Genomic DNA, 19,441 nt, shown 5'->3' with positions numbered 1-19,441 from the left:
CAGCGGGTGACGGGGCGCCCGCTGCCCGACTGGTCGGGGAGGCGCGTCGCTGCGGCGTGATCGGCTCACAGGAGGGTGAGCTGGGCCGGGCGGGGGCGGCGCGGCGCGGTCCGGGTGTCGGTGACGGCCGGACCGAGGTCGGCCAGAAACGGCGAGCGGGTGCGCTGCTGGGGGCTGCCGTGCACCGTGCGGCGGGCCGCGTGCGTCAGGAACAGGTGTTCCTGCGCGCGGGTCATGCCGACGAAGAACAGGCGGCGTTCCTCGGCGATGTCGTCGTCGGTGGGCTGGCTGCCCGGCCAGCGCAGCGGCAGCAGACCGTCCTCGCAGCCGATGACGAACACCACCGGGAACTCCAGGCCCTTGGCCGCGTGCAGCGTCAGCAGCGAGATCGCCTCGGCTCGCGGGTCGAGGGTGTCGACCTCGGCGCCGAGCATGATCTCCCGGCAGAACCGTGCCACGTCGTCACCGCAGCGCAACGCCAGCGGCGTCACCAGCTCCACCGCCGAGTGCACGTCCGGCCGCAGGTCCTCGGGTACCGAGCCGAGCAGTACCGCCGCGGCCGAACGCAGCCGGTCCAGCACGCTGCCGTCGCGGTCGCCGACGTGCTGCAGTTCCCGCACCAGCAGTTCCACGCCCGGACGGGCCGAGAGCCGGTCGTGGGAGCGCTTTTGCACCGGCAGGCCGCAGCGCACCAGCTCGTCGAGGATCGGCTGCGACTGGGCGTCGGTGCGGTAGAGCACCGCGATGTCGTTGAAGCCGATGCTGCCCGGGCCGTCGCCGTCCACCCGGCCGCTGTCGAGGGAGTGGAACGACGCGCCACCGAGCAGCTGGTCGATGGTGCGGGCCACGAACGCCGCCTCGTCGCGCTCGTCGGCGGCCTGGTGGCGCACGATCCGGTTGGCCGGCAGGCCGGAGGCGGCGTGCAGCTGCCGGTCGGCGACCAGTGTGGACGGTGCGATCGCGCGGACCGCGCCGTTGAGGATGTGCGCGCCGCTGCGGTAGTTGCGGGTCAGCGCCAGCACGGGGGCGGTCGGGTAGTCCTGCTCGAAGCGCAGGAAGAACCCCACGTCGGCACCGCGGAAGGAGTAGATCGCCTGGTCGGGGTCGCCGATGGCGGTGAGGTTGGCCTCGGCCGGGGCGAGCAGCCGCAGCAGCCGGTACTGCAGCTCGTCGACGTCCTGGTACTCGTCGACGGTGATCCACCGGTAGCGCTGCCGGTACTGCTCGGCGATGTCGGGGTGGTCGGTGAGCAGCTGCACCGCCAGCACGACCAGGTCGTCGAAGTCCACCAGGTTCTGCTCGCGCAGCGCCGCCAGGTACTTCTTGAGCGCGGCGGTGGTGTCCGGGTCGCTGTCGCCGCCTCGGCGGGCGGGCGAGAGCTGCTGGCGCAGCCGCCGTGCGCTGCGTTCGTCGCCGGTGATGGCGGTGAGCAGCTCGTGCTGCCGGGCGGGGTCGGCCAGGCCGAAGTCCGCGCCCAGGCCCAGCGCTTCGTGGTGCTCGCGCAGGACCTGCAGGCCGAAGGAGTGGAAGGTGGCCACGGTCAGCTGCCGCGCGGGCTCGCCGATCAGGGCGTGCAGGCGTTCGGTCATCTCCTCGGCGGCGCGGCGGGTGAAGGTGATCGCCAGGCACTGCTCGGCTGGGACGCCGCGTTCCAGCACCAGGTGCGCCAGCCGGTGGGTGACGGTGCGGGTCTTGCCGGTGCCAGGGCCGGCGACGATCAGCAGCGGCCCGGCGGGGACCTCGGCGGCGGCGCGCTGGTCGGGGTCCAGCCCGGCCAGCACTCCTGCGCCGCTCGGCGCGGCCGCTGCGGGTCGGGATTGGGGTTGCTCGCGCGGCGCGGCGGCCGGTGCCGGGGCGGTTTGGGGTTCCGGTTGCGTGGCGAACAGCGCGTCGTCGAACAGGGCGGGGGTGTTGCCGACACGCAGCCGCGACAGCTCGGCTGGTTCGAACAGCCGGATGGTGCCGTATTCCCCGTCATAGCCGGGATTGCGCAGTACCCGGCCGTCGCGCAGGCGGCCGATCGCCTCGGCCACCGCCGGGTCGCTGCGGCGCAGCTCCTCCAGCGGCACGTCCTCCAGGATGGACAGTTCGGGCCCGTGGGCGGCGGTGAGGTCGCTGATGGCGCTGAAGACCTTCTTGCTCTTCGGGCCCACGCCGAGGATCTCGCCGACGATCTCCGGCAGCGGGACGAGGTGGGAAAAGCCCGCTGCGCCGGGCGGGCGCAGCCCTGCGGGCCGGTCGGCGAGCGCATCGACGCGGTGCAGCACCCCGACGGTGAGGGGTTTGCCGCAGCCCGGGCACAGCCCGTGGTGTGCGCGGGTGTCGCCGGGTTCGAAGCGGACCTGGCACTTGCGGTGCCCGTCGAGGTGGTACTTGCCCTCCTCGGGGAAGAACTCCGCGGTGCCGGCGAAGCCCTCGCCGGTCTCCAGGGCGTGTTTGATGGCGAAGTAGTCCACGTCGGTGTCGAAGATGCTGGCCTCCCGGCCGAGCATCGGCGGCGAGTGCGCGTCGGAGTGGCTGACCAGGGTGTAGCGGTCCAGCGCGGAGACGCGCCAGTTCATCTCCGGGTCGCTGGACAGCCCGGTCTCCAGGGCGAAGATGTGCCCGGCCAGGTCGCGGTAGCAGTCGTCCACCGAGTCGAAACCGGCCTTGGAGCCCAGCACCGCGAACCACGGTGTCCAGATGTGGGCGGGCACCAGGTAGGCGCCGTCGCCGGACTCCAGGGTGATCTCCAGCAGGTCGCGGGAGTCCAGGCCCAGGATCGGGCGGCCGTCGGAGGCGAGGTTGCCGATGCGGCCCAGCCGCCGGTTGAACTCCTCGGCGGCGGTGAAGTCCGGCACGTAGCACAGGTGGTGGACCTTGCGGGTGCGTTCACCGTGCTTGTAGATCGTGGAGATCTCCACCGAGAGCATGAATCGCACCTGGCCGCCGCAGGTGGGCGGCATGCTGCGGGTCAGCTCGCGGTCCAGGTCGCCGCGCAGCCGGAACAGTCCCGGTTCGGCCGGTTCGAGGATCTCGCGCAGGTGCGCGAACCAGGCCGGGTGGGTGAAGTCGCCGGTGCCGACGACGGTGATGCCCTTGCGGCGCGCCCACCACGTCAGGTGCTCGATGTCGCAGTCCTTGCTGCACGCGCGCGAGTACTTGGAGTGGATGTGCAGATCGGCGTAGAAGCGCACCCGGCGATCTTGCCAGCCGCACCCGGCGGCGCCGTGCCGGGGTTGACTGCTCACCCCCCGGCGAGCTGGTGCGGTTCGGCGCGGTGGAGGGTGGCGCCGACGTCGCCCATCGCTGGTGTCACCGCTGTGGTGGGCCTGGAGGCGCTGACGCTGCTGAGACGGCTTGATAGCGTCCGGGCATGGGTGATCAGCCGGTCCGCGAGGCGATGTCCGAGCCCCAGGCCGACGGGGTGTGCAAGTTCCCCGGCTGTTCGCGCAAGGTGGTGCGCGGCACCGGGCCTGGACGCCCCGCCGAGTACTGCGACCTGCCCGAGCACACCCGGTGGCGGGCCTGGAAGGAACGGCAGCGCCGCCAGGCCGCACCCCAGCCGGACACGCCCACGACCGTCGCCGACTACGACCGCTCCCGGCTGCGGGCCGAGGACCTGCTGCGGCAGTACCGGTCGTTGTCCGAGCAGTTGACGCGCACCCTGCGAGCCGGTATCGAGGAACTGGGCACCCTGGCCGATCCCAGCGCCGCGGAAGCACGGATCAAGGCCGCCCAGGCCGAAGCCGCCCACCGCGTCGCCCAGGCCGAACAGGCCCTGGCCACTGCCCAGCAGCAGCGCCGCGAAGCCGAAGCGGCCCGCAGCGCGGCGGAAGCCGCGGCCGAGGACGCCACCGCGGCGGCCGAAGCGGCAGCGCAGGACGCCGAACGCGCCCGCAAGCAACGGGATGACGCCGTGGATAAGGCCCGCCGCAGCGAACAACGCGCCCGCGAGGAAGCCGAAGCGGCCCGCAACGAAGCAGAAGTGTCGGTGGCGGCCGCGCGCCGCGAAGCCGAGGCGGCCATCGCCGCGGCGCAGCGCCAGGCCGAGCAGGTCAAAACCGACGCTGCGGCCGAGATCAAGGCCGCCCAGGAGCAGGCCCGCCGCGAAACCGACAAGGCCGCGCGGGACAAGGCCGCGGCGGTCGAACGCGCGGCCCGCGCCGAGCAGGCCGCCGAAGCGGCCCGCGAACAGCTGGCGGAACTCAAACGCGCCGCGCAGGAAGCACGCGCCGAGCTGCAGCGTCACCGCGACGAACTCGCCATGTTGCGGCAGCAACACGCCGCTGAGCTGCAACGACTGCGCACCGAAGCCGCGGAGCGGCTGCAGGCCGAGCGTGCGGCGGCCGCGCAGCGCATCGCGGCCATGCAGGACGCGCAAGCGCAGGCCCAGGCGCGCGCGGAGCGCGCCGAGCAGCAGCTGGACGCGGCAGCCGAGGAACTGCGGATGCTGCGCGCGGCAGCGCGCCCGAGCCCGCCAGGCGACGCGGCGGAGCAGACATGAGAAGGCGCCCCGCACCGAGCGACTGGGTTGGAGAGCCGCCCTGGTCACCGCATCGGGCAAGGGTGCCCCGTCCAGGGTTTCCAGATTCGGCTGAACCTGGGAGTCTCCGGATCTCGTCGCTGACCCCCTGTCGGTGGTGGTTCACCACGGTCCTGGAAGGCGCCGGGTGACCCACCACAGCCGCTGTGGCAGCGTCCCTTCTGCGACGCTGCGCAGCTATAGCCAGCACACCAGCTGCCGCGCCAGGTCCTCACGCACCCGCGGCGGCCGCGGATGGGGCGGGTGGTCCTGGGCGGGTCAGTCGCCAGACGACGTCGATGCCGATCTCGGCGGGTGTTGTCGGGTCGCGGGGCGGGGTGCGGCGCTCGACGCAGGTGAAGCCGAGGCGCTGCGGCACACCCTGGCTGGCGGTGTTGGCGGCATCGTGCCAGATCTCCACGCGATCGATGCCGGGCAGCGTGAACGCCTGCCCGATCAGGGCTGCGGCGCTGGTGGTGGCCAGACCGCGGCCGGTGTGGTCGGGGTGCAGCCAGTAGCCGATTTCCAGTCCGCCGGGGCCGATGCGGCGTTCCAGGGCGGCGCAGCCGACGATCGCGTCGTCGACGGTGATGGCATAGGCGTAGGACTCGCCGCTGCGCCAGTTGCGTTGGCACAGGTCCAGGAAGTGCTCGGCGGTGGCGGGCGGGTAGTCGTCGGCCGCCCACGGCATCCACGGGCGCAGGTGCGGCAGCGCGTCGGTGACCACGCGGTGGAGTTCGGCCGCGTCGTCGGGCCGCCACCGACGCAGGACCGCTGATTCGAGGGTGATCACGTCCGCCGGGTGCACAGGCCGATCGTGCTGCCTGGGCCTCGGCGGGGCAACAGGGTGTCGCGGCGGGTGGGGAGCCCGCGCGAGCTCCCCACCCGGGCCCATCAGATCAGGCCGAGCTTGCGGACCGCGTCGCGTTCCTCGACCAGCTCGTTGACCGAGGCGTCGATGCGGGCCCGGGAGAACTCGTCGATCTCCAGGCCCTGCACGATCTCGAACCGGCCGTCGCGGGCGACGACCGGGAACGACGAGATCAGGCCCTCGGGCACGCCGTAGGAGCCGTCGGAGACCACCGCGGCGGAGGTCCAGTCGCCCTCCGGGGTGCCGTTGATCCAGGTGTGCACGTGGTCGATGGCGGCGTTGGCGGCCGAGGCGGCCGAGGACGCGCCGCGCGCCTCGATGATGGCCGCGCCGCGCTTGGCCACGGTGGGAATGAACTCGTCGGCGAGCCAGGACTGCTCGACCTGCTCGGCGGCGATCTTGCCGTTGACCTCGGCGTGGAACAGGTCCGGGTACTGGGTGGCGGAGTGGTTGCCCCAGATGGTCATCTTCTTGATGTCGGTGACCGACACGCCCAGCTTCTGCGCCAGCTGGGTCAGTGCCCGGTTGTGGTCCAGGCGGGTCATCGCGGTGAACCGCTCGGCGGGCACGTCGGGGGCGTGGGACTGGGCGATGAGCGCGTTGGTGTTGGCCGGGTTGCCGACCACCAGCACGCGCACGTCGTCGGCGGCACCGGCGTTGATGGCCTCGCCCTGCGGCTTGAAGATACCGCCGTTGGCCTCCAGGAGATCACCGCGCTCCATGCCCTTGGTGCGCGGCCGGGCACCGACCAGCAGCGCGATGTTGGTGCCGTCGAAGGCGGTGCGCGCGTCGTCGGTGATGTCGATGCTGCGCAGCAGCGGGAAGGCGCAGTCGTCGAGCTCCATCGCGGTACCCTCGGCCGCCTTGACCGCCTGCGGGATCTCCAGCAGCCGCAGCTTGACCGGGGTGTCGGGACCGATCAGCTGGCCCGAGGCGATCCGGAACAGCAACGCGTAGCCGATCTGACCGGCCGCACCGGTGACGGTGACGGTGACGGGAGCTTTGGTCATGAGGATTCGTTCTCCTGCTCGCCGGGTGATTGCCTAGCCGGATGCTATCCCCAGCGCGGCGGCGTCGTTGCCAGGCCGCTCGGGATCACAGTGGACCGCTCGCCGGACCGATTCAGCGCCGAGACCCCGGCCACAGACTCCACAACCGGGGTGATCGACGGCCCCGAACCACCGCGTTCGTTCCGCGATGCGGAACCGGAGTGTCGTGGTGAGGATCTGATGGGAGGACGTTCCGTAGCCCGCCAACTCCGCCACCACCCATTCGCGTGACAGTACTCCCGGGGTGAGGAGAACGCCGCCAACCAGTCGAGCCGGACGCTGCCCTGGAGTGGGGCCGTATGCTGGCGCGGGCCATTACCGATCGACACCGCTGATGCGAAAGGGGTGTGGCCACACCTGGGTCGGCGTGCGGACACACCCCGCTTTGTGCGCCTAGACCATGCGTTTGCCGCCTCCGGCGTAGAGGGTCTGGCCGGTCAGCCAGCGGGCCTGGTGGGAGGCCAGGAACACGGCGAGGTCGGCGATGTCGTCCGGGCGGCCGGCGCGGCCCAGCGGGCTGAGCTCGGCGACGCGGGCCACATCGGCGTCGCTGAGCCACCCGGTCTGCACCGGGCCGGGGGCGATGATGTTGGCGGTGATCCCGACCGGGCCGAGTTCGATCGCCGCGGAGCGGGTCAACGACTCCAGGGCGTTCTTGGTGGCCCAGTAGGAGACCTGGTCGGCTGCGCCGAAGGCGGCGTCGGTGGAGATGGTGATGATGCGCCCCCAGGTGGCTTTGCGGCGCAGGTGGCGGCGGTGGAACTCGGCCATCAGCAACGCGGGGGCGCGGGTGTTGACCGCGTGGTGGGCGTCCAGGCTCGCCGCGTCGATGGTGGTGCAGCCGCGCGGCGGGTCGGCGCGGAAGGTGTCGGGTCGGCAGTGGGCGGCGTTGTTGACCAGGATCTCCACCGGCCCGACGTGCCGCTCGGCGTGGTCGAACACGGTGGCGGCCGCGGCCGGGTCGGTCACATCGACGGTCAGCGACTCGGCGTGGGCGCCGTCGGCGCGCAGGGCGTCGCGGACGTGGTCGGTGTCGGTGGCCTTGGCCGCGCGGTAGGTACGCTCGGCCCCGGTGACGCCGCTGCCGGGCGGTTGTTCGGGCAGGGACGCGAGCACGACCTTGACACCCTGGCGGGCCAGGGCACGGGCGATGGCGGCGCCGATGCCCAGCGGGCTGTTCGCGCCGGTGATGACGGCGACCCGGTCGCGCAGGCGGGGGTCGATCACGCGGTGCTCCTCTCGAATCGTCCGATGTGGTCGGTGATGGCGGTGATGATCGGCTGGTGCAGGGCGCTGGGCAGGGCATGGCCCAGCCCCGGGATGGCGGTGCAGCGGGCACCGGGGATCAGCTCGGCCAGGTGCTGGCCGTGCGGTGGCGGGTTGATCGGGTCCAGCGGTCCCTGGATGACCAGGGTCGGGGTGCTGACGCGGCGCAGTTCGGCGCCGCGCGCGGTGGGCACCGGGGTGGCGTGGGCGTGCGCGGCGGGCTGCTGGTGGGTGCCGGCGTGGGCGATGGCGGCCCGTTCCCAGCGACGGAACTCCTCGGCGTCGAAGGGGGCTCCGGGGCCGGCTAGCAGCCGCCACTCGGCCACGCGGCGGTCCAAGGCGGTCTCGAGGTCGGGTGCGGGGTCGGCGCGGTGCGCCATCGAGGTGATGACCTGCGGACTGGGCGGCGGCAGTTCGGTGGGCAGTCCTTCCACGGCGCGACGGATCTGGTCGGCGAAGTCCACGTCGAGCGCGGCGGTGAGCATCAGCGTCAGGGTGCGCAGCCGGTGCGGGTGGTCCAGGGCCAGCAGTTGGCCGAGGGTGCCGCCCAGGGACAGGCCCACGACGTGGGCGGTGGCGATGCCGTGGCCGTCGAGGACGGCGACGGCATCACGGGCCATGTCGGCCAGCCCGTATCCGGTGATGTCCAGATGGGTGGAACGGCCGGTGTCGCGGTGGTCGTAGCGCAGCACGTGCAGCCGGTGGGCGACCAGGGCGTCGACGAACTCCTCGGGCCAGCCCAGCGCGGTGGCGTTGGCCCCCATGATCAGCAGCAGCGGCGGGTCGGCGGGGTCGCCGCGGGCTTCGGTCCACAGCTGCAGTCCGTCGGGGGTGGTGATGAGGCGTTCAGTCATGCAGCAGACCTTCCTGGCGGGCGACAGCGGCCAGCTGCTTGGGCTGGCCGGCCACGATGGTGCGCACGTGGGTGGTGATGGTCGCGATCGGCCAGTCCCACCAGGCGATGCGTTGCAGCAGGGCAACGTCGTCGTCGTAGAAGCGGCGGCGGATGACCCGCGCCGGGTTGCCTGCGGCGATGCCGTAGGCGGGCACGTCGCTGGTGACCACGGCGCCGGTGGCGATGATGGCACCGTCGCCGATGCGCACGCCGGGCATGATCGTGGCGTCGCGGCCGATCCAGACGTCGTTACCGACGACGGTGTCGCCCTTGGTGGGCAGGCTGGTGGCGATGTCGAGGGTGGCGTCGGCCCAGTCACCGCCGAAGAGGGTGAACGGGTAGGTCGAGCAGCCGATCATGGGGTGGTTGGCGGCGGGCATGATGAACCGGGCTCCCGTGGCCAGGGCGCAGAACCGGCCGATGCGCAGCCTGGCCGGCCCGTGGTTGTAGAGCACGTTGCGGGTTTCGAACTCCTCAGCCCCCGCGGGGTCGTCGTAGTAGGTGTAGTCGCCGACCTCGATCAGCGGCGAGGTGACCACTGTGGACAGGAAGGTCACGGTGGTCAGCTCGGGCCGGGTGCTGGGGTGGGCGAGGGTGGGGTCGGGCGTGTTGGGCATGCGGGGTCCTCTCAACTGCTGCGGCGGCCGCCGTGCAGGTTCAGGGTGGGCGTATCCCAGCTGCGCCGCAGCCAGCGGTCGTGGCAGGCCACGACGATCGCGCCGGGCGCGCCGCACAGGGCATCCTCAAGCTCTCCCACCAGAGCGGGTGACAGGTGGGCCAACAGGGCGTCGCGGCCGGGGCGGCGCGCGTGGGAGTTGACGAGATCACGTGCGAGCAGGACGAAGACCACGAGCGGTTCACACCACATCATTCGATGAGCCTGCCCGCCGGGCATGAATCAACGCGGACCGAGAAAAGGGGTCGCGGACGCCTCGGACGCGGGCCTGGATTGAACTCAGCTCTTCATAGTGGTGGCGATCCTAACCATGATCATCAGCGGCCGTCAACGTGTTTCCCCGCGCGGGCTCACCGCGGGCGGCGCGACCGGGTTGCGGTAGGGTCGGCAGCCCCAGCTGGACCGCTGGAGGAGGTGAGCCCCAGCAACGCTGGTTCGCATCGGGTGCTCCCGCCCACCGGGCCCTGGGCCGGTCAGACCCAGCCGCCCCCGGGAGCGCCCACAGGACCTGGTGACGAGAGGCGCTGTCGTGTTCGGTTGCCCACCGGTGTCGTCTGTTGTGGACCGCCTGCGCGCCGCCGGGTGCGTGTTCGCTGAGCAAGAGGCACAGCTGCTGCTGGCCGAGGCAGGCTCGCCCGCGCAGCTGGAGCGGATGGTATCGCGGCGGGTCGAGGGCCTGCCGCTGGAGGTCGTGCTGGGGTGGGTGCGGTTCTGCGGGCTACGGATCGCGGTGGAGCCCGGGGTGTTCGTGCCGCGGCGACGCACCCAGCTGCTGGCGCAGCAGGCCGTCGCGCTGACGCACCCGGGCTCAGTGGTGGTGGATCTGTGCTGCGGATCAGCAGCGGTGGCCGCGGTGGTCGCCGACTCGGTCACGGACACCCAGGTGCACGCCGCCGACATCGACGCGGCGGCCGTGCGGTGCGCGCGCCGCAACCTGCCGGGCGGCCGGGTACACCAGGGTGACCTGTTCGAGCCGCTGCCGGGGGCGTTGCGCGGCCAGGTGGAGGTGGTGGTGTGCAACGCCCCATACGTGCCGTCCGGGCAGGTGGCGATGTTGCCGCCCGAGGCCCGCGAGCACGAGCCGCTGGTGGCGTTGGACGGTGGCCCCGACGGGCTGGCGGTGCAGCGGCGGGTGGTCGCCTCGGCCGCGCAATGGCTGGCGCCGGGCGGGCACCTGCTGATCGAGAGCACCCGTCGGCAGGCAGAAACGTTGGCGGGGCTGTTCACCGCGGCCGGTCTGACCGTCCGGGTAACAACCGATCCCGGGGCAGGGGCCACGGTCGTCATCGGCTCCCGCCGCGCCAGCCAAGGTGGTCCTCACGACCCGCGAGAAGCCTGACCGGTGATGCGCCCCGGCATGCGAGCCCGGTCAACGCACCACACACCTCGGCTATCATGCCCAGCGTGATCCCCCGCGCGTGCCTGGCCTGGTGGCGCTCCGACTAGGAGCGGCCACCGCACACACGCGCAGACCTTCCCAGGGCCGTTCCAACGCCACGGCCCTGCTTGGTGTTCTCCCCGGCCAAGACGCGGGCCGCCGAACGATCAGGCCCCCTGAAAGCCGACAAGGAGAACCATGACCGCCATGACCACCACCAGCCCCGCCGCGCGCCGCAGCGCCGAACTGGAACCCCTCATCGCCCAGCGGCCCCAGGACTTCCGGGTGCTCACCGGCGACCGCCCCACCGGCGCGCTGCACCTAGGCCACTACTTCGGCACCCTGCGCAACCGGGTGCGGCTGCAGCGCCAGGGCGTGGAACTGCTCCTGGTCATCGCCGACTACCAGGTACTCACCGACCGCGACGTGGCCGAGCACCTCGCCGAACGCGTCGACGACCTCGTGCTGGACTACCTGGCCGCCGGCGTGGACCCGGCCACCGCCACGATCTTCACGCACAGCTCGGTGACCGCCCTCAACCAACTGCTGCTGCCGTTTCTGAGCCTGGTCTCGGTCGCCGAACTCAGCCGCAACCCCACGGTCAAAGACGAAATCGCGCACTCACGCCAGGCCACCGTCAGCGGCCTGATGTTCACCTACCCCGCCCACCAGGCCGCCGACATCCTGTTCTGCAAGGCCAACCTGGTGCCCGTCGGCCAGGACCAGCTGCCGCACCTGGAGCTGACCCGCACCATCGCCCGCCGCTTCAACGACCGCTACGCCCCGGTGCTGCCCGAACCCGACGCGCTGCTCTCGCCCGCACCGCTGCTGCTGGGCACCGACGGCACCAAAATGAGCAAGAGCCGCGGCAACGCCATCACCCTGGGCGCCAGCGCCGACGAGACCGCCCGACTGATCCGCGGCGCCAAGACCGACGCGCACCGCCACATCACCTACGACCCGCAGCAGCGACCGGAAGTCTCCAGCCTGGTCCTGCTGGCAGCGCTGTGCACCGACCGCGACCCCCACGACGTCGCCGAGGACATCGGCTCCGGCGGCGCCGCAGCACTCAAACGCACGGTCACCGACGCGGTCAACGAGCACCTCGCCCCGCTGCGGGCCCGCCGCGCGCACCTGGCCCGCGACCGCGGCTACCTGCGCCAGGTGCTGCGCGAGGGCAACGAACGCGCCAACACCATCGCCGAGCAGACCCTGCGGCAGGTGCGCGAGGCGATGGGCACCCGGTACTGACCGGTGCACACCAGGCTCGACCGAACGATCGATGCCCGGCGCGGCACCGCTCTCTACAGTGTCCACAGTGTCTGTTCTCAGCAATGCGCGGTGGCTGACGTGGTGCCCCTGACCAGGGTGAGCTCGGCCACCATCCTGCGGTGGATGCGATCGGCCTTCCACACCGGATTCGCCCTGCTGGCGGCCACGGCCACCAGCAGGGCGAATCCGGTGTGGTGGTACTCAGCCAGCGGCGGCACGCACCCGCCTGGACGGTGGGCATGGTGCTGGGCCCGGTCATCGGCGCCGCCGTGGCCGTGGTGATCACCTGGGGCTACGCCGCGATCTACGCGGAGAACCAGCGGCGGCACCAGCCCGGTCCGCCCGGTGGAGGTGTCCCAGCCGCACGCGATGCTCCGATCACCCATCGAGGTAGGACACCCCGCGCGGGGTGAGCCGATAACCGCCGCGGGCAGGTTCAACCAGGCCCAGCTCCCGCAGCTGCCACAGCTCGACCTTGCACCGCGACACCGGGCGGTTCTGCTCGGCCGCCAACTCCTGAACCCGCACACCGGGGCGGGCACGCAGCAGGTCCAGGACCCGCCTGGTCCAGGACCCGCGCGGGGACGACACGTCCAGCCGCGCCAACCGGCGATCGACCGCGGCGCGTTCGCCGGGGGTCAGCCGCACCAGCGGCCGCGGGCATTCCTCGGCGGGCCCGTCGTAGCGCAGGGCCAGCCGGTGCAGCCGACCACGACCGTGCTTGTCCACAGAGGACCGCAACCCGGCCGCGGAGGAAAACCCGGCGCGGTGGGCCTGCTCGTCGGTGATCTGCTCGGGTTCGACCTGGACGACCTCGGTGACCCGGACCAGCCCCACCGCGGTGCGCAGTTGCGCCCCCGCGGTGACCAGGGGAGTCGGCCAGCGCAGAAACGCCAGCGTGATCTCCCCAGCCGCCACACCGCGCAGCACCCGATTGCTCAACACCACGCCACCACGCTAACCCCCGCCACAGCCAAGCCCGCTCCCGCTCACACCGAACCAGAAACCCAGGCGCCCAGATCAGGCGTGCATCACCAGGGCACGGCCGAGGCCCAGCGCCAGGTTTCCACGTTCACCTCAAATCGAGAGCCCACCCGGACCCGCGGGCTTCGAGGTCGGGCCGTTGCTGCGGGAGGCGACGCCGGGCGAACCTAAGGGGGTCCTGGCGCCCCGGCGGGGCCGTGAGAGACACGCACACCGGGGGAGAGGGGGTGTGACACGGACCGCTGACCGGGTGCTCGATGATCACGAAACGGGCGGTCAACTACCGCCGCCGCGCACCGTCAGGGGAGAATCAGGGCATGCTGCAGGTTTGCCTCAACGGCGCCCGGTCTCCACGCGAGCACTTCCACCTGCCAGTGCGCCCGGAGGAGCTGGCCAAAGCCGCGGCCGACAGCATCGCCGCCGGCGCCACCGACATCCACCTGCACCCCAAGGCCCCCGACGGCACCGACAGCCTCGACCCACACCTGGTGGCGGCGGCGCTACGAGCGGTGCGAGCCGCCGCGCCCGGCATCCCGGTGGGCATCACCACCGGCGCCTGGACCGCACCAGGCCCGGCCGAACGAGTCCGCGCCATCCGGGCCTGGACCGTGCTGCCCGACCACGCCTCGGTCAACTGGCACGAACCCGGCGCCGACGAGGTCGCCGCCGCGCTACTGGAGCGCGGCGTCGGCGTGGAGGCCGGCATCCACTCCGGCACCGACGCCGACCAGCTGTTCCTACGCTCCCCACACCGATCACGGGTGCTGCGAGTGCTCGCCGAGGTCACCGACCGCACCGCACGAGGCGCGGCCAACACCGCCGAAGCGCTCCTGGAGCGGCTGCGCCCGGTGCGCACCCCGCTGCTACTGCACGGGGAGGCCGCCGGCGCGTGGCCGGTACTGACGCTGGCCGCACGCCGAGGGCTGGCCACCCGCATCGGCCTGGAGGACACGCTGCTGCTGCCCAACGGACAGGTCGCCGCCGACAACGCCGAACTCGTCACCGCCGCGACCGAGATCCTCGCCACGGAGGCCCTGTGACCGACCAGCAGCAGCTGGTGTCGGTGATGCCCTTCGCCGTGGTGGGAGGCAGCGCCATCATGGTGCAGACGGAACTGTTCGACGACGGCGAACGCCGCGTCGGCCACACCACACACTCCAGCCGCCACCGCGGTAGCGGCGGAAAGCCGACAGTTTCCGCTGCTTAAGATCACCCGCGGCACATCAGCCGACAACAGGGGAGAAGCACCGATGATCTTCATCACCGCCAAGTTCAAGGTCCTGCCCGAACACGCCGACCAGTGGCCCCAGATCACCGCCGAGTTCACCCACGCCACCCGCGCCGAACCCGGCTGCCTGTGGTTCGACTGGTCCCGCAGCCTCGACGACCCCACCGAGTACGTCCTCGTCGAAGCATTCCGCGACGAGCAGGCCGGGGCCGCCCACGTGCAGTCCGAGCACTTCAAAACCGCCCAGCAAACCCTGCCGCCGCACCTGGCCGAAACCCCACGCATCATCAACACCACCATCGACCAGGACGACTGGTCCCAACTGGGCGAAATGGCCATACCCGAACGCAACTGAACGAGCGGTGTCGGCACGCCACCCCGCGCCGACACCCTCACCCCCGGGCCAGCCCGGCCAGCACCTCCGCCATCCGGTCCTGCGCACCCCGCACGAACGTCACCGGCAACTCCCGCCACACCGCGGCCCGCATCACCCACCGTGCCGCAACGGCGTCAACTGCTCGATGTCGTAGCGCTTCCGCAACCGCACCACCGCCTGCTGATCCACACCACCCGGCGCATCCAGGATCTCCAGCAGTTCCTCGAAATACCGCTCGTGGGCCGACGGCGGCGCCGACTGGAAGAACATCCGCGCCGGCACCCGACCCGGATTGGCGAACGCGTGCGGACACCCCGGCGGCACGAACATCACACTGCCCGGACCCGCCCGCACCACCCGCTCACCCGACTCGCCCACCCACTCACGCCACCCGTCCCCGCTGCGCACCACCGGCTCGAACGCGAGCAGATCCAACTCGCCCTCCAGCACGTAGAACAGCTCCTCGCTACGTGCATGCACGTGCGCACCCACATCGAACCCCGGCGGCACCACGACCTCGAAACTCGACGCCGCCCGCGAATGCCGACCCGTCACCTTGAACGTCACATGCTGCGCACCGGTGACGATGCGCCGACCCCCACCCGACGGAACCACCAAACCCCGCACCACGACTCCCACCTCACCAGGTCACCGGCAGCGCCACCGGCCGCCGGATCAACGCATCCCGCTGCCACGGCACCTGCTCCACCGGCACCGCCAACCGCACCCCCGCAAGCCGGTCCAACAATCCCTCCAGCAGCACCTGCTCCTCCATCCGCGCCAGCAACGGACCCATGCAGTAGTGCGGCCCGTGCCCGAACGCCAGATGCGGAATCTCTTCCCGATCCACATCCACCCGCCCCGGGTCCGCAAACACCTCCTCGTCCCAGTTCGCCGCCACGTAGGAGACGTACACCGCCTCACCCGCCCGGATCCGCACACCCCGGATTTCCACGTCCTCCGTCGCCACCCGCGGCTGCCCCACACCCCGCTTGTGCGGGACGTACCGCAACAACTCCTCGACCGCACGCGGCACCAACCCGCGATCAGCCAGCAACCGCTCCCGCAACCCCGCATCGGTCAACAGCACGAACACCATGCTCGAACTGTTCGCGCGCACCGCATGCCACCCGTTCGACCACAGCAGCACGACCAGCGCCCCCAACTCCCGCTGGTCGATCTCACCGCGCTCGCACGCCTGCGCCAGCATCGTCGCCACGTCATCACGCGGATCGGCCAGCCGCTTGGCCGTCAACTCCTGGAAATACTCATACATCCCGGCCTTCACCCGACCGATCCGCTCCGCCTCGACCCGGCCCCGCACCGCGGTCAGCACCGAATCCGCGCACCACATCAACCACGGCCGGTCCGCCTCCGGCACCCCCAGCAGATCACCGATGATCATCATCGGGAACGGCTCGGTCACGTGCTCCACCAGATCCGCCGGCCGCCCCGCACGCACCAACGCATCCAGCCGCTCGGCCAGCACCTCCTCGGCACGGCCACGCAACTGCTCGATGCTGCGCGCCGCCAACGCCTTGGACACCACACGGCGGATCCGCGCGTGCTCAGGCGGATCGACCAGGCTCACCGCCCGGTCCAGCGGCACGACATGCTCGGTCATGCGGGGGAACGACCGCCCCACGATGGCGGCCCGGCTGAACCGGGGATCCGAGGTAACGAACTTGACGTCCTCGTAGCGGGTCACCAGCCACGCCTCACCCTCGCCGTGGCGCATCCGGATCCGCGCCACCGGCTCGTCACGGAGGAACTCCGCCAGCTGCGGTTCGAAGTCCACCCCGTCGATGTTCGGCGGCACGTACCACCGGGCAGGGCATCCTGCCGACATCACACACCTCCCAGCGGACGCGCAACAGCCGGGGGAGCGGCCGCGCGGGGCACGCGGTGCCGCGGGCTCGTGGAGCACCAACTGCCCACCGCCATCTCGGCACTGATGCCGGGCCCGAATCCGGCGATCAACCCACGCGCACCGTCCAGCAGCGCATCCTCCTCAAACAGCCGCAGCAACGCGTCGAGAACGACCGCGCTGGCGATGTTGCCGTACTCGGTGAGCGTCGCCCGGCTGTGCCGGAACGCGTGCTGCGGAATGCCCAGGTACCTGGTCAAATCGTCGAGGATCCGCGGACCGCCGGCGTGCACCACGTAGAAGTCCAGGTCGGACACCTCCCACTGGTGCTCGGCCGCCAGCGCCCGCAGCGCGGGGGCCAACGGCTGCATCGTCGTGGGCACGCGCTTGTCCAGACGGAAGTGGAATCCTGTTGCCTTGACGTGGTAGGAGATCCATTCCTCGGTGTGGGGGATCAGCGACGAGGCGTTGCGCTCCAGCCGCACCCCGCGACCACCTCTGCCGCGCACGACGGCGGCCGCGACCGCGTCGCCGAAAAGCCCGTTCGACAGCAGCGAACCGACGTCGTGGTCGGTCGGCTGGTAGCACAGCGAGCAGAACTCGCAGGCGATGATCAGCGCGTTCGCGTCGGGGTAGGCGGTGCAGAAGTCGTGCGCGCGGTTGATCGCCGCACCGCCCGCGGCGCACCCGAGCTGGGCGATCGGCAGCTGCCGGGTGTCGTAGCCGAACCCCATGGAGTTGATCAGCCACGACGTCAGTGACGGCATCGTGAACCCGGTGCACGAGACGTACACGATCAGGTCGATCTCGGGTGGGCGCAGGTTGGCGTTGGCCAGCGCCTGCTCGACGACGGCGGGCACGCGCTGCATCGCCTGTTGCTGGTAGATCCTGTTGCGCTCCTCGAAACCCGGGTGTTCCAGCGTCTCGGTGATGGGGCGGATCAGATGGCGTTTGCGGACCCCGGTGTTGCTGATCAGCCGCAGGACGAGGGGGAGTTGCGGGTGGTCGGCGTGGAGTCGCCGGGCCAGATCGAGGGTCTGCTCGACGGTGATGACGTGTTCGGGAACGGCGACCGCTGGTCTGCACAGAACCGCCACGATTGCCTCCATCGGTGGTCAGCACCCGGTTTCGCGTCCGGGCGCACGAGTGGTCGGCCCGCGGGCGTACTCGGTGCGGGCTGGGGGAACCATGCGGACATCGCGTGTGGTGCGGAACTCATCATCGGGCCCGCGCCGGATCACGGCGACCGGGCGCCGCACCGGTTCCCCCGGCATAACCACTGATAGGAGGAGCGGCGGTCAGCGCGCGACCCACCACGGAGGGACAGCAGGGCAGTGGTCACGGCGGCGGTGTCAGGCCCCACCAGACACACTACTTAACATAATGTACATTATCGGCTTTTGGTCGACCTGCGGCGATCTCACGGAGAGGCGGTCTCCGAACGGCGCTGGGTGCGTTACGGACCGACGCGGTGGGCTGTGCGGTTCGTCGCGCCGACGGCGAGCCAGCGCCACGCCCGAGGCTCGGGTGGCCTGGCGGCTTCGCGGCCCGGCAATGGCGCGTCGGCATGGCGGTCACCTGGTTCACGGCTCCAGGGGGCAATTCGCCACGTGAAACGTCACAGTGACGAAACCGGGGCGGCTTTCCCGATACCGGGAGATCCACATGGGCCGAGCCCGGTTCGCCCGACCAGGACTGGCCGACGGGCCGTTGACGATCCTGGGTCGCTGGATTCCCGGCCAAGCCGGGCGCCGCCACGCAGTCGCCACCGCACGATGGTCAACGCGCAGCGCGCATGTCGCGCGCCGAGAGCCACAGCTCGGGGTCGGCAGCGGACCTGGCCGCGAGCGGACCACGATCCCCCGGGGTGCAGCCGCCACGTTTTCCCCCCGACCGCTCTCGAAATGATGGATAATGAAGATTATCCATCAAACGGGGACGTGGCAGCCGCGCGACGCGGCGCTGTTCGAGTTGGCCCGTGCGGTCCGTCTCGAGGTGCGCGTCCCCCTGCTCGAAGCCGGCTGCTCGCCCCCTTTCCCCATCCCGCCCGCCACTGCTCCAGTGGTCTGATCGGACCCACTACCCCAGCGGTGTGGTTCCCTTCCCCTGCCCCAGCGGGTCGAAGTCCGCGGGCTTCGCCGGGGTGGTCGAGGGCGTGGCGCGGGTCAGCGGGTGAGCGCGGGCAGGCCGGCGGCGAGGTGTTCGGCCCAGCGGCGGGCGCGGTCGGTTTCGCCGGAGCGCAGCGGGCCGCCGGGGCGGCGCAGGTGGAAGCTGCGGGTGGGTTCGGTGAGGTGGAATCCGGTGCTGCGCAGGTGATGCTCGACGGTGCGGGCGGCGCTGGGGTTGGTGTCGGCGCGGGTGTCGAAGGTGGCGGCGCGCACCGGGCCGGGTCCCTTGTGGAGGGTGTTGAGCCAGTGGTGCAGGTCGTCGTGGTGGCCGGGGTCGGTGCCGACGACGAGCAGGTCGACGCCCGCGGTGCAGCTGGGGGCGTTGGTGACGTCGGCGAGGTCGACGGGCATCCGGCGGGCCAGCCCGGCGGCGATGTGCTCGGCAATGGTGCGGGCGCTGCCGTGGGTCGTGCGGTAGACCACCAGTGCGCGCATGGTGTCGGCCTCCCCCTGCTCGTGGGTGTTGCCGCCCATGGTCGTGGTGGGTGCGGGGGTGAATACCAGGGCCGAACGGCCCGGATTGGTCAGGGGCGCCAGCGGCGGGCGTAGCCGGGGCGGTCGGCGTAGGGCAGGCCGAGCAGGGCACGGGTGGGGCAGCCGCGTTCGTCCTCGGGTGGGTAGCTCTCCCCCAACTCGTCACAGGGGCCCTCGCCGGTGCCGCAGCGGTGGTGGGCGGCGAGCAGGCGGGTTTTGAGTTCGCATTCGCGAAAGCCGCGGATGGGGGTGATCAGGCAGCGATGGGTCGTGCCGGTTTCGGCGTCCTCGCGGGCTCGGCGCAGCAGTTCCATGTCGATGTCGAGCTGGCGGCGCAGGAACTGGGCGAACCGGTCCATCTGTCCTACTCCTGGGGTCCGCTGTGGTTGTCGGGCACCAACAGGGACGTGGCGGCGGCCCGCTCATGACGTGA

20 protein-coding genes are annotated in these 19,441 nt (G+C 71.5%); 6 read left to right on the top strand and 14 right to left on the bottom strand.

Annotated elements, in window-relative coordinates:
* Positions 1–65: 65 nt before the first annotated feature.
* A complete protein-coding gene (locus IEY17_RS14750; protein WP_188987964.1) occupies positions 66–3,176 on the bottom strand; it encodes a UvrD-helicase domain-containing protein in 3,111 nt (1,036 codons plus the stop codon).
* A 179-nt stretch (positions 3,177–3,355) separates the two neighbouring features.
* Between IEY17_RS14750 and IEY17_RS14745 the strand changes: the two genes are divergently transcribed.
* Positions 3,356–4,486, top strand: a complete 1,131-nt coding sequence (locus IEY17_RS14745) for a coiled-coil domain-containing protein (RefSeq protein ID WP_188987962.1) — start codon at positions 3,356–3,358, stop codon at positions 4,484–4,486.
* A gap of 250 nt (positions 4,487–4,736) precedes the next feature.
* On the opposite strand, the gene IEY17_RS14740 is transcribed toward IEY17_RS14745, so the two are convergent.
* From IEY17_RS14740 to IEY17_RS14715, 6 genes are all read right to left on the bottom strand, one after another.
* Positions 4,737–5,312, bottom strand: a complete 576-nt coding sequence (locus IEY17_RS14740) for a GNAT family N-acetyltransferase (RefSeq protein WP_229680168.1) — start codon at positions 5,310–5,312, stop codon at positions 4,737–4,739.
* Between the two features lie 86 nt (positions 5,313–5,398).
* Positions 5,399–6,385: a malate dehydrogenase gene (locus IEY17_RS14735; protein WP_188987958.1), complete on the bottom strand. Its 987-nt coding sequence runs from the start codon at positions 6,383–6,385 to the stop codon at positions 5,399–5,401.
* A 432-nt stretch (positions 6,386–6,817) separates the two neighbouring features.
* A complete protein-coding gene (locus IEY17_RS14730; protein ID WP_188987956.1) occupies positions 6,818–7,651 on the bottom strand; it encodes an SDR family NAD(P)-dependent oxidoreductase in 834 nt (277 codons plus the stop codon).
* Positions 7,648–8,544: an alpha/beta fold hydrolase gene (locus IEY17_RS14725; protein WP_188987954.1), complete on the bottom strand. Its 897-nt coding sequence runs from the start codon at positions 8,542–8,544 to the stop codon at positions 7,648–7,650. Before IEY17_RS14725 ends, IEY17_RS14730 begins: the two co-directional genes overlap by 4 nt.
* Positions 8,537–9,202 (bottom strand): CatB-related O-acetyltransferase, encoded by a 666-nt coding sequence (locus IEY17_RS14720; protein WP_188987952.1) that lies wholly within the window; start codon positions 9,200–9,202, stop codon positions 8,537–8,539. The genes IEY17_RS14725 and IEY17_RS14720 overlap by 8 nt, the downstream gene beginning before the upstream one ends.
* Before the next feature lie 11 nt (positions 9,203–9,213).
* The gene (locus tag IEY17_RS14715) at positions 9,214–9,435 is read right to left on the bottom strand and encodes a hypothetical protein (RefSeq protein ID WP_308423994.1); all 222 of its coding nucleotides are present in this window, start codon (positions 9,433–9,435) and stop codon (positions 9,214–9,216) included.
* 373 nt (positions 9,436–9,808) lie between these two features.
* Between IEY17_RS14715 and IEY17_RS14710 the strand changes: the two genes are divergently transcribed.
* Complete coding sequence (locus IEY17_RS14710) at positions 9,809–10,600, top strand: putative protein N(5)-glutamine methyltransferase (protein WP_188987950.1); 792 nt, start codon at positions 9,809–9,811, stop codon at positions 10,598–10,600.
* Positions 10,601–10,837: 237 nt separating this feature from the next.
* Entirely contained in the window at positions 10,838–11,890 is a 1,053-nt protein-coding gene (trpS, locus tag IEY17_RS14705) for a tryptophan--tRNA ligase (protein WP_188987947.1), read from the top strand.
* A gap of 77 nt (positions 11,891–11,967) precedes the next feature.
* Here the strand turns inward: trpS and IEY17_RS14700 are convergent, their stop codons facing one another.
* Together IEY17_RS14700 and IEY17_RS14695 are read right to left on the bottom strand one after the other, a co-directional pair.
* On the bottom strand, positions 11,968–12,297 hold the full coding sequence (locus tag IEY17_RS14700; RefSeq protein WP_188987934.1) for a hypothetical protein: 330 nt from the start codon (positions 12,295–12,297) through the stop codon (positions 11,968–11,970).
* Complete coding sequence (locus IEY17_RS14695) at positions 12,290–12,859, bottom strand: hypothetical protein (RefSeq protein ID WP_188987933.1); 570 nt, start codon at positions 12,857–12,859, stop codon at positions 12,290–12,292. Before IEY17_RS14695 ends, IEY17_RS14700 begins: the two co-directional genes overlap by 8 nt.
* Before the next feature lie 353 nt (positions 12,860–13,212).
* On the opposite strand from IEY17_RS14695, the gene IEY17_RS14690 reads away from it, so the two are divergent.
* Genes IEY17_RS14690 through IEY17_RS14680 form a run of 3 tightly spaced genes read left to right on the top strand, consistent with a single transcriptional unit; the run spans position 13,213 to position 14,478 of the window.
* On the top strand, positions 13,213–13,935 hold the full coding sequence (locus IEY17_RS14690; RefSeq protein ID WP_188987932.1) for a 3-keto-5-aminohexanoate cleavage protein: 723 nt from the start codon (positions 13,213–13,215) through the stop codon (positions 13,933–13,935).
* Positions 13,932–14,102: a hypothetical protein gene (locus IEY17_RS14685; protein ID WP_188987931.1), complete on the top strand. Its 171-nt coding sequence runs from the start codon at positions 13,932–13,934 to the stop codon at positions 14,100–14,102. The genes IEY17_RS14690 and IEY17_RS14685 overlap by 4 nt, the downstream gene beginning before the upstream one ends.
* A 43-nt stretch (positions 14,103–14,145) precedes the next feature.
* Entirely contained in the window at positions 14,146–14,478 is a 333-nt protein-coding gene (locus IEY17_RS14680; RefSeq protein ID WP_188987930.1) for a putative quinol monooxygenase, read from the top strand.
* Positions 14,479–14,610: 132 nt separating this feature from the next.
* Here the strand turns inward: IEY17_RS14680 and IEY17_RS14675 are convergent, their stop codons facing one another.
* From IEY17_RS14675 to IEY17_RS14655, 5 genes are all read right to left on the bottom strand, one after another.
* Positions 14,611–15,114, bottom strand: a complete 504-nt coding sequence (locus IEY17_RS14675) for a cupin domain-containing protein (RefSeq protein WP_268240351.1) — start codon at positions 15,112–15,114, stop codon at positions 14,611–14,613.
* A gap of 25 nt (positions 15,115–15,139) precedes the next feature.
* Entirely contained in the window at positions 15,140–16,348 is a 1,209-nt protein-coding gene (locus IEY17_RS14670) for a cytochrome P450 (RefSeq protein WP_188987929.1), read from the bottom strand.
* The gene (locus IEY17_RS14665; RefSeq protein WP_188987928.1) at positions 16,348–17,463 is read right to left on the bottom strand and encodes a type III polyketide synthase; all 1,116 of its coding nucleotides are present in this window, start codon (positions 17,461–17,463) and stop codon (positions 16,348–16,350) included. Before IEY17_RS14665 ends, IEY17_RS14670 begins: the two co-directional genes overlap by 1 nt.
* A gap of 1,068 nt (positions 17,464–18,531) precedes the next feature.
* Positions 18,532–19,008, bottom strand: a complete 477-nt coding sequence (locus IEY17_RS14660; RefSeq protein WP_188987927.1) for a flavodoxin family protein — start codon at positions 19,006–19,008, stop codon at positions 18,532–18,534.
* 50 nt (positions 19,009–19,058) lie between these two features.
* A complete protein-coding gene (locus tag IEY17_RS14655) occupies positions 19,059–19,367 on the bottom strand; it encodes a DUF6221 family protein (protein WP_188987926.1) in 309 nt (102 codons plus the stop codon).
* Between the last annotated feature and the right edge of the window lie 74 nt (positions 19,368–19,441).

Origin of the sequence: Saccharopolyspora thermophila (assembly GCF_014646075.1) — a bacterium.
GTDB classification, from domain to species: domain Bacteria; phylum Actinomycetota; class Actinomycetes; order Mycobacteriales; family Pseudonocardiaceae; genus Saccharopolyspora; species Saccharopolyspora thermophila.
The sequence above is the reverse complement of the archived record's forward strand: the minus strand, read 5'-3'. Positions and strand labels throughout refer to the sequence as shown.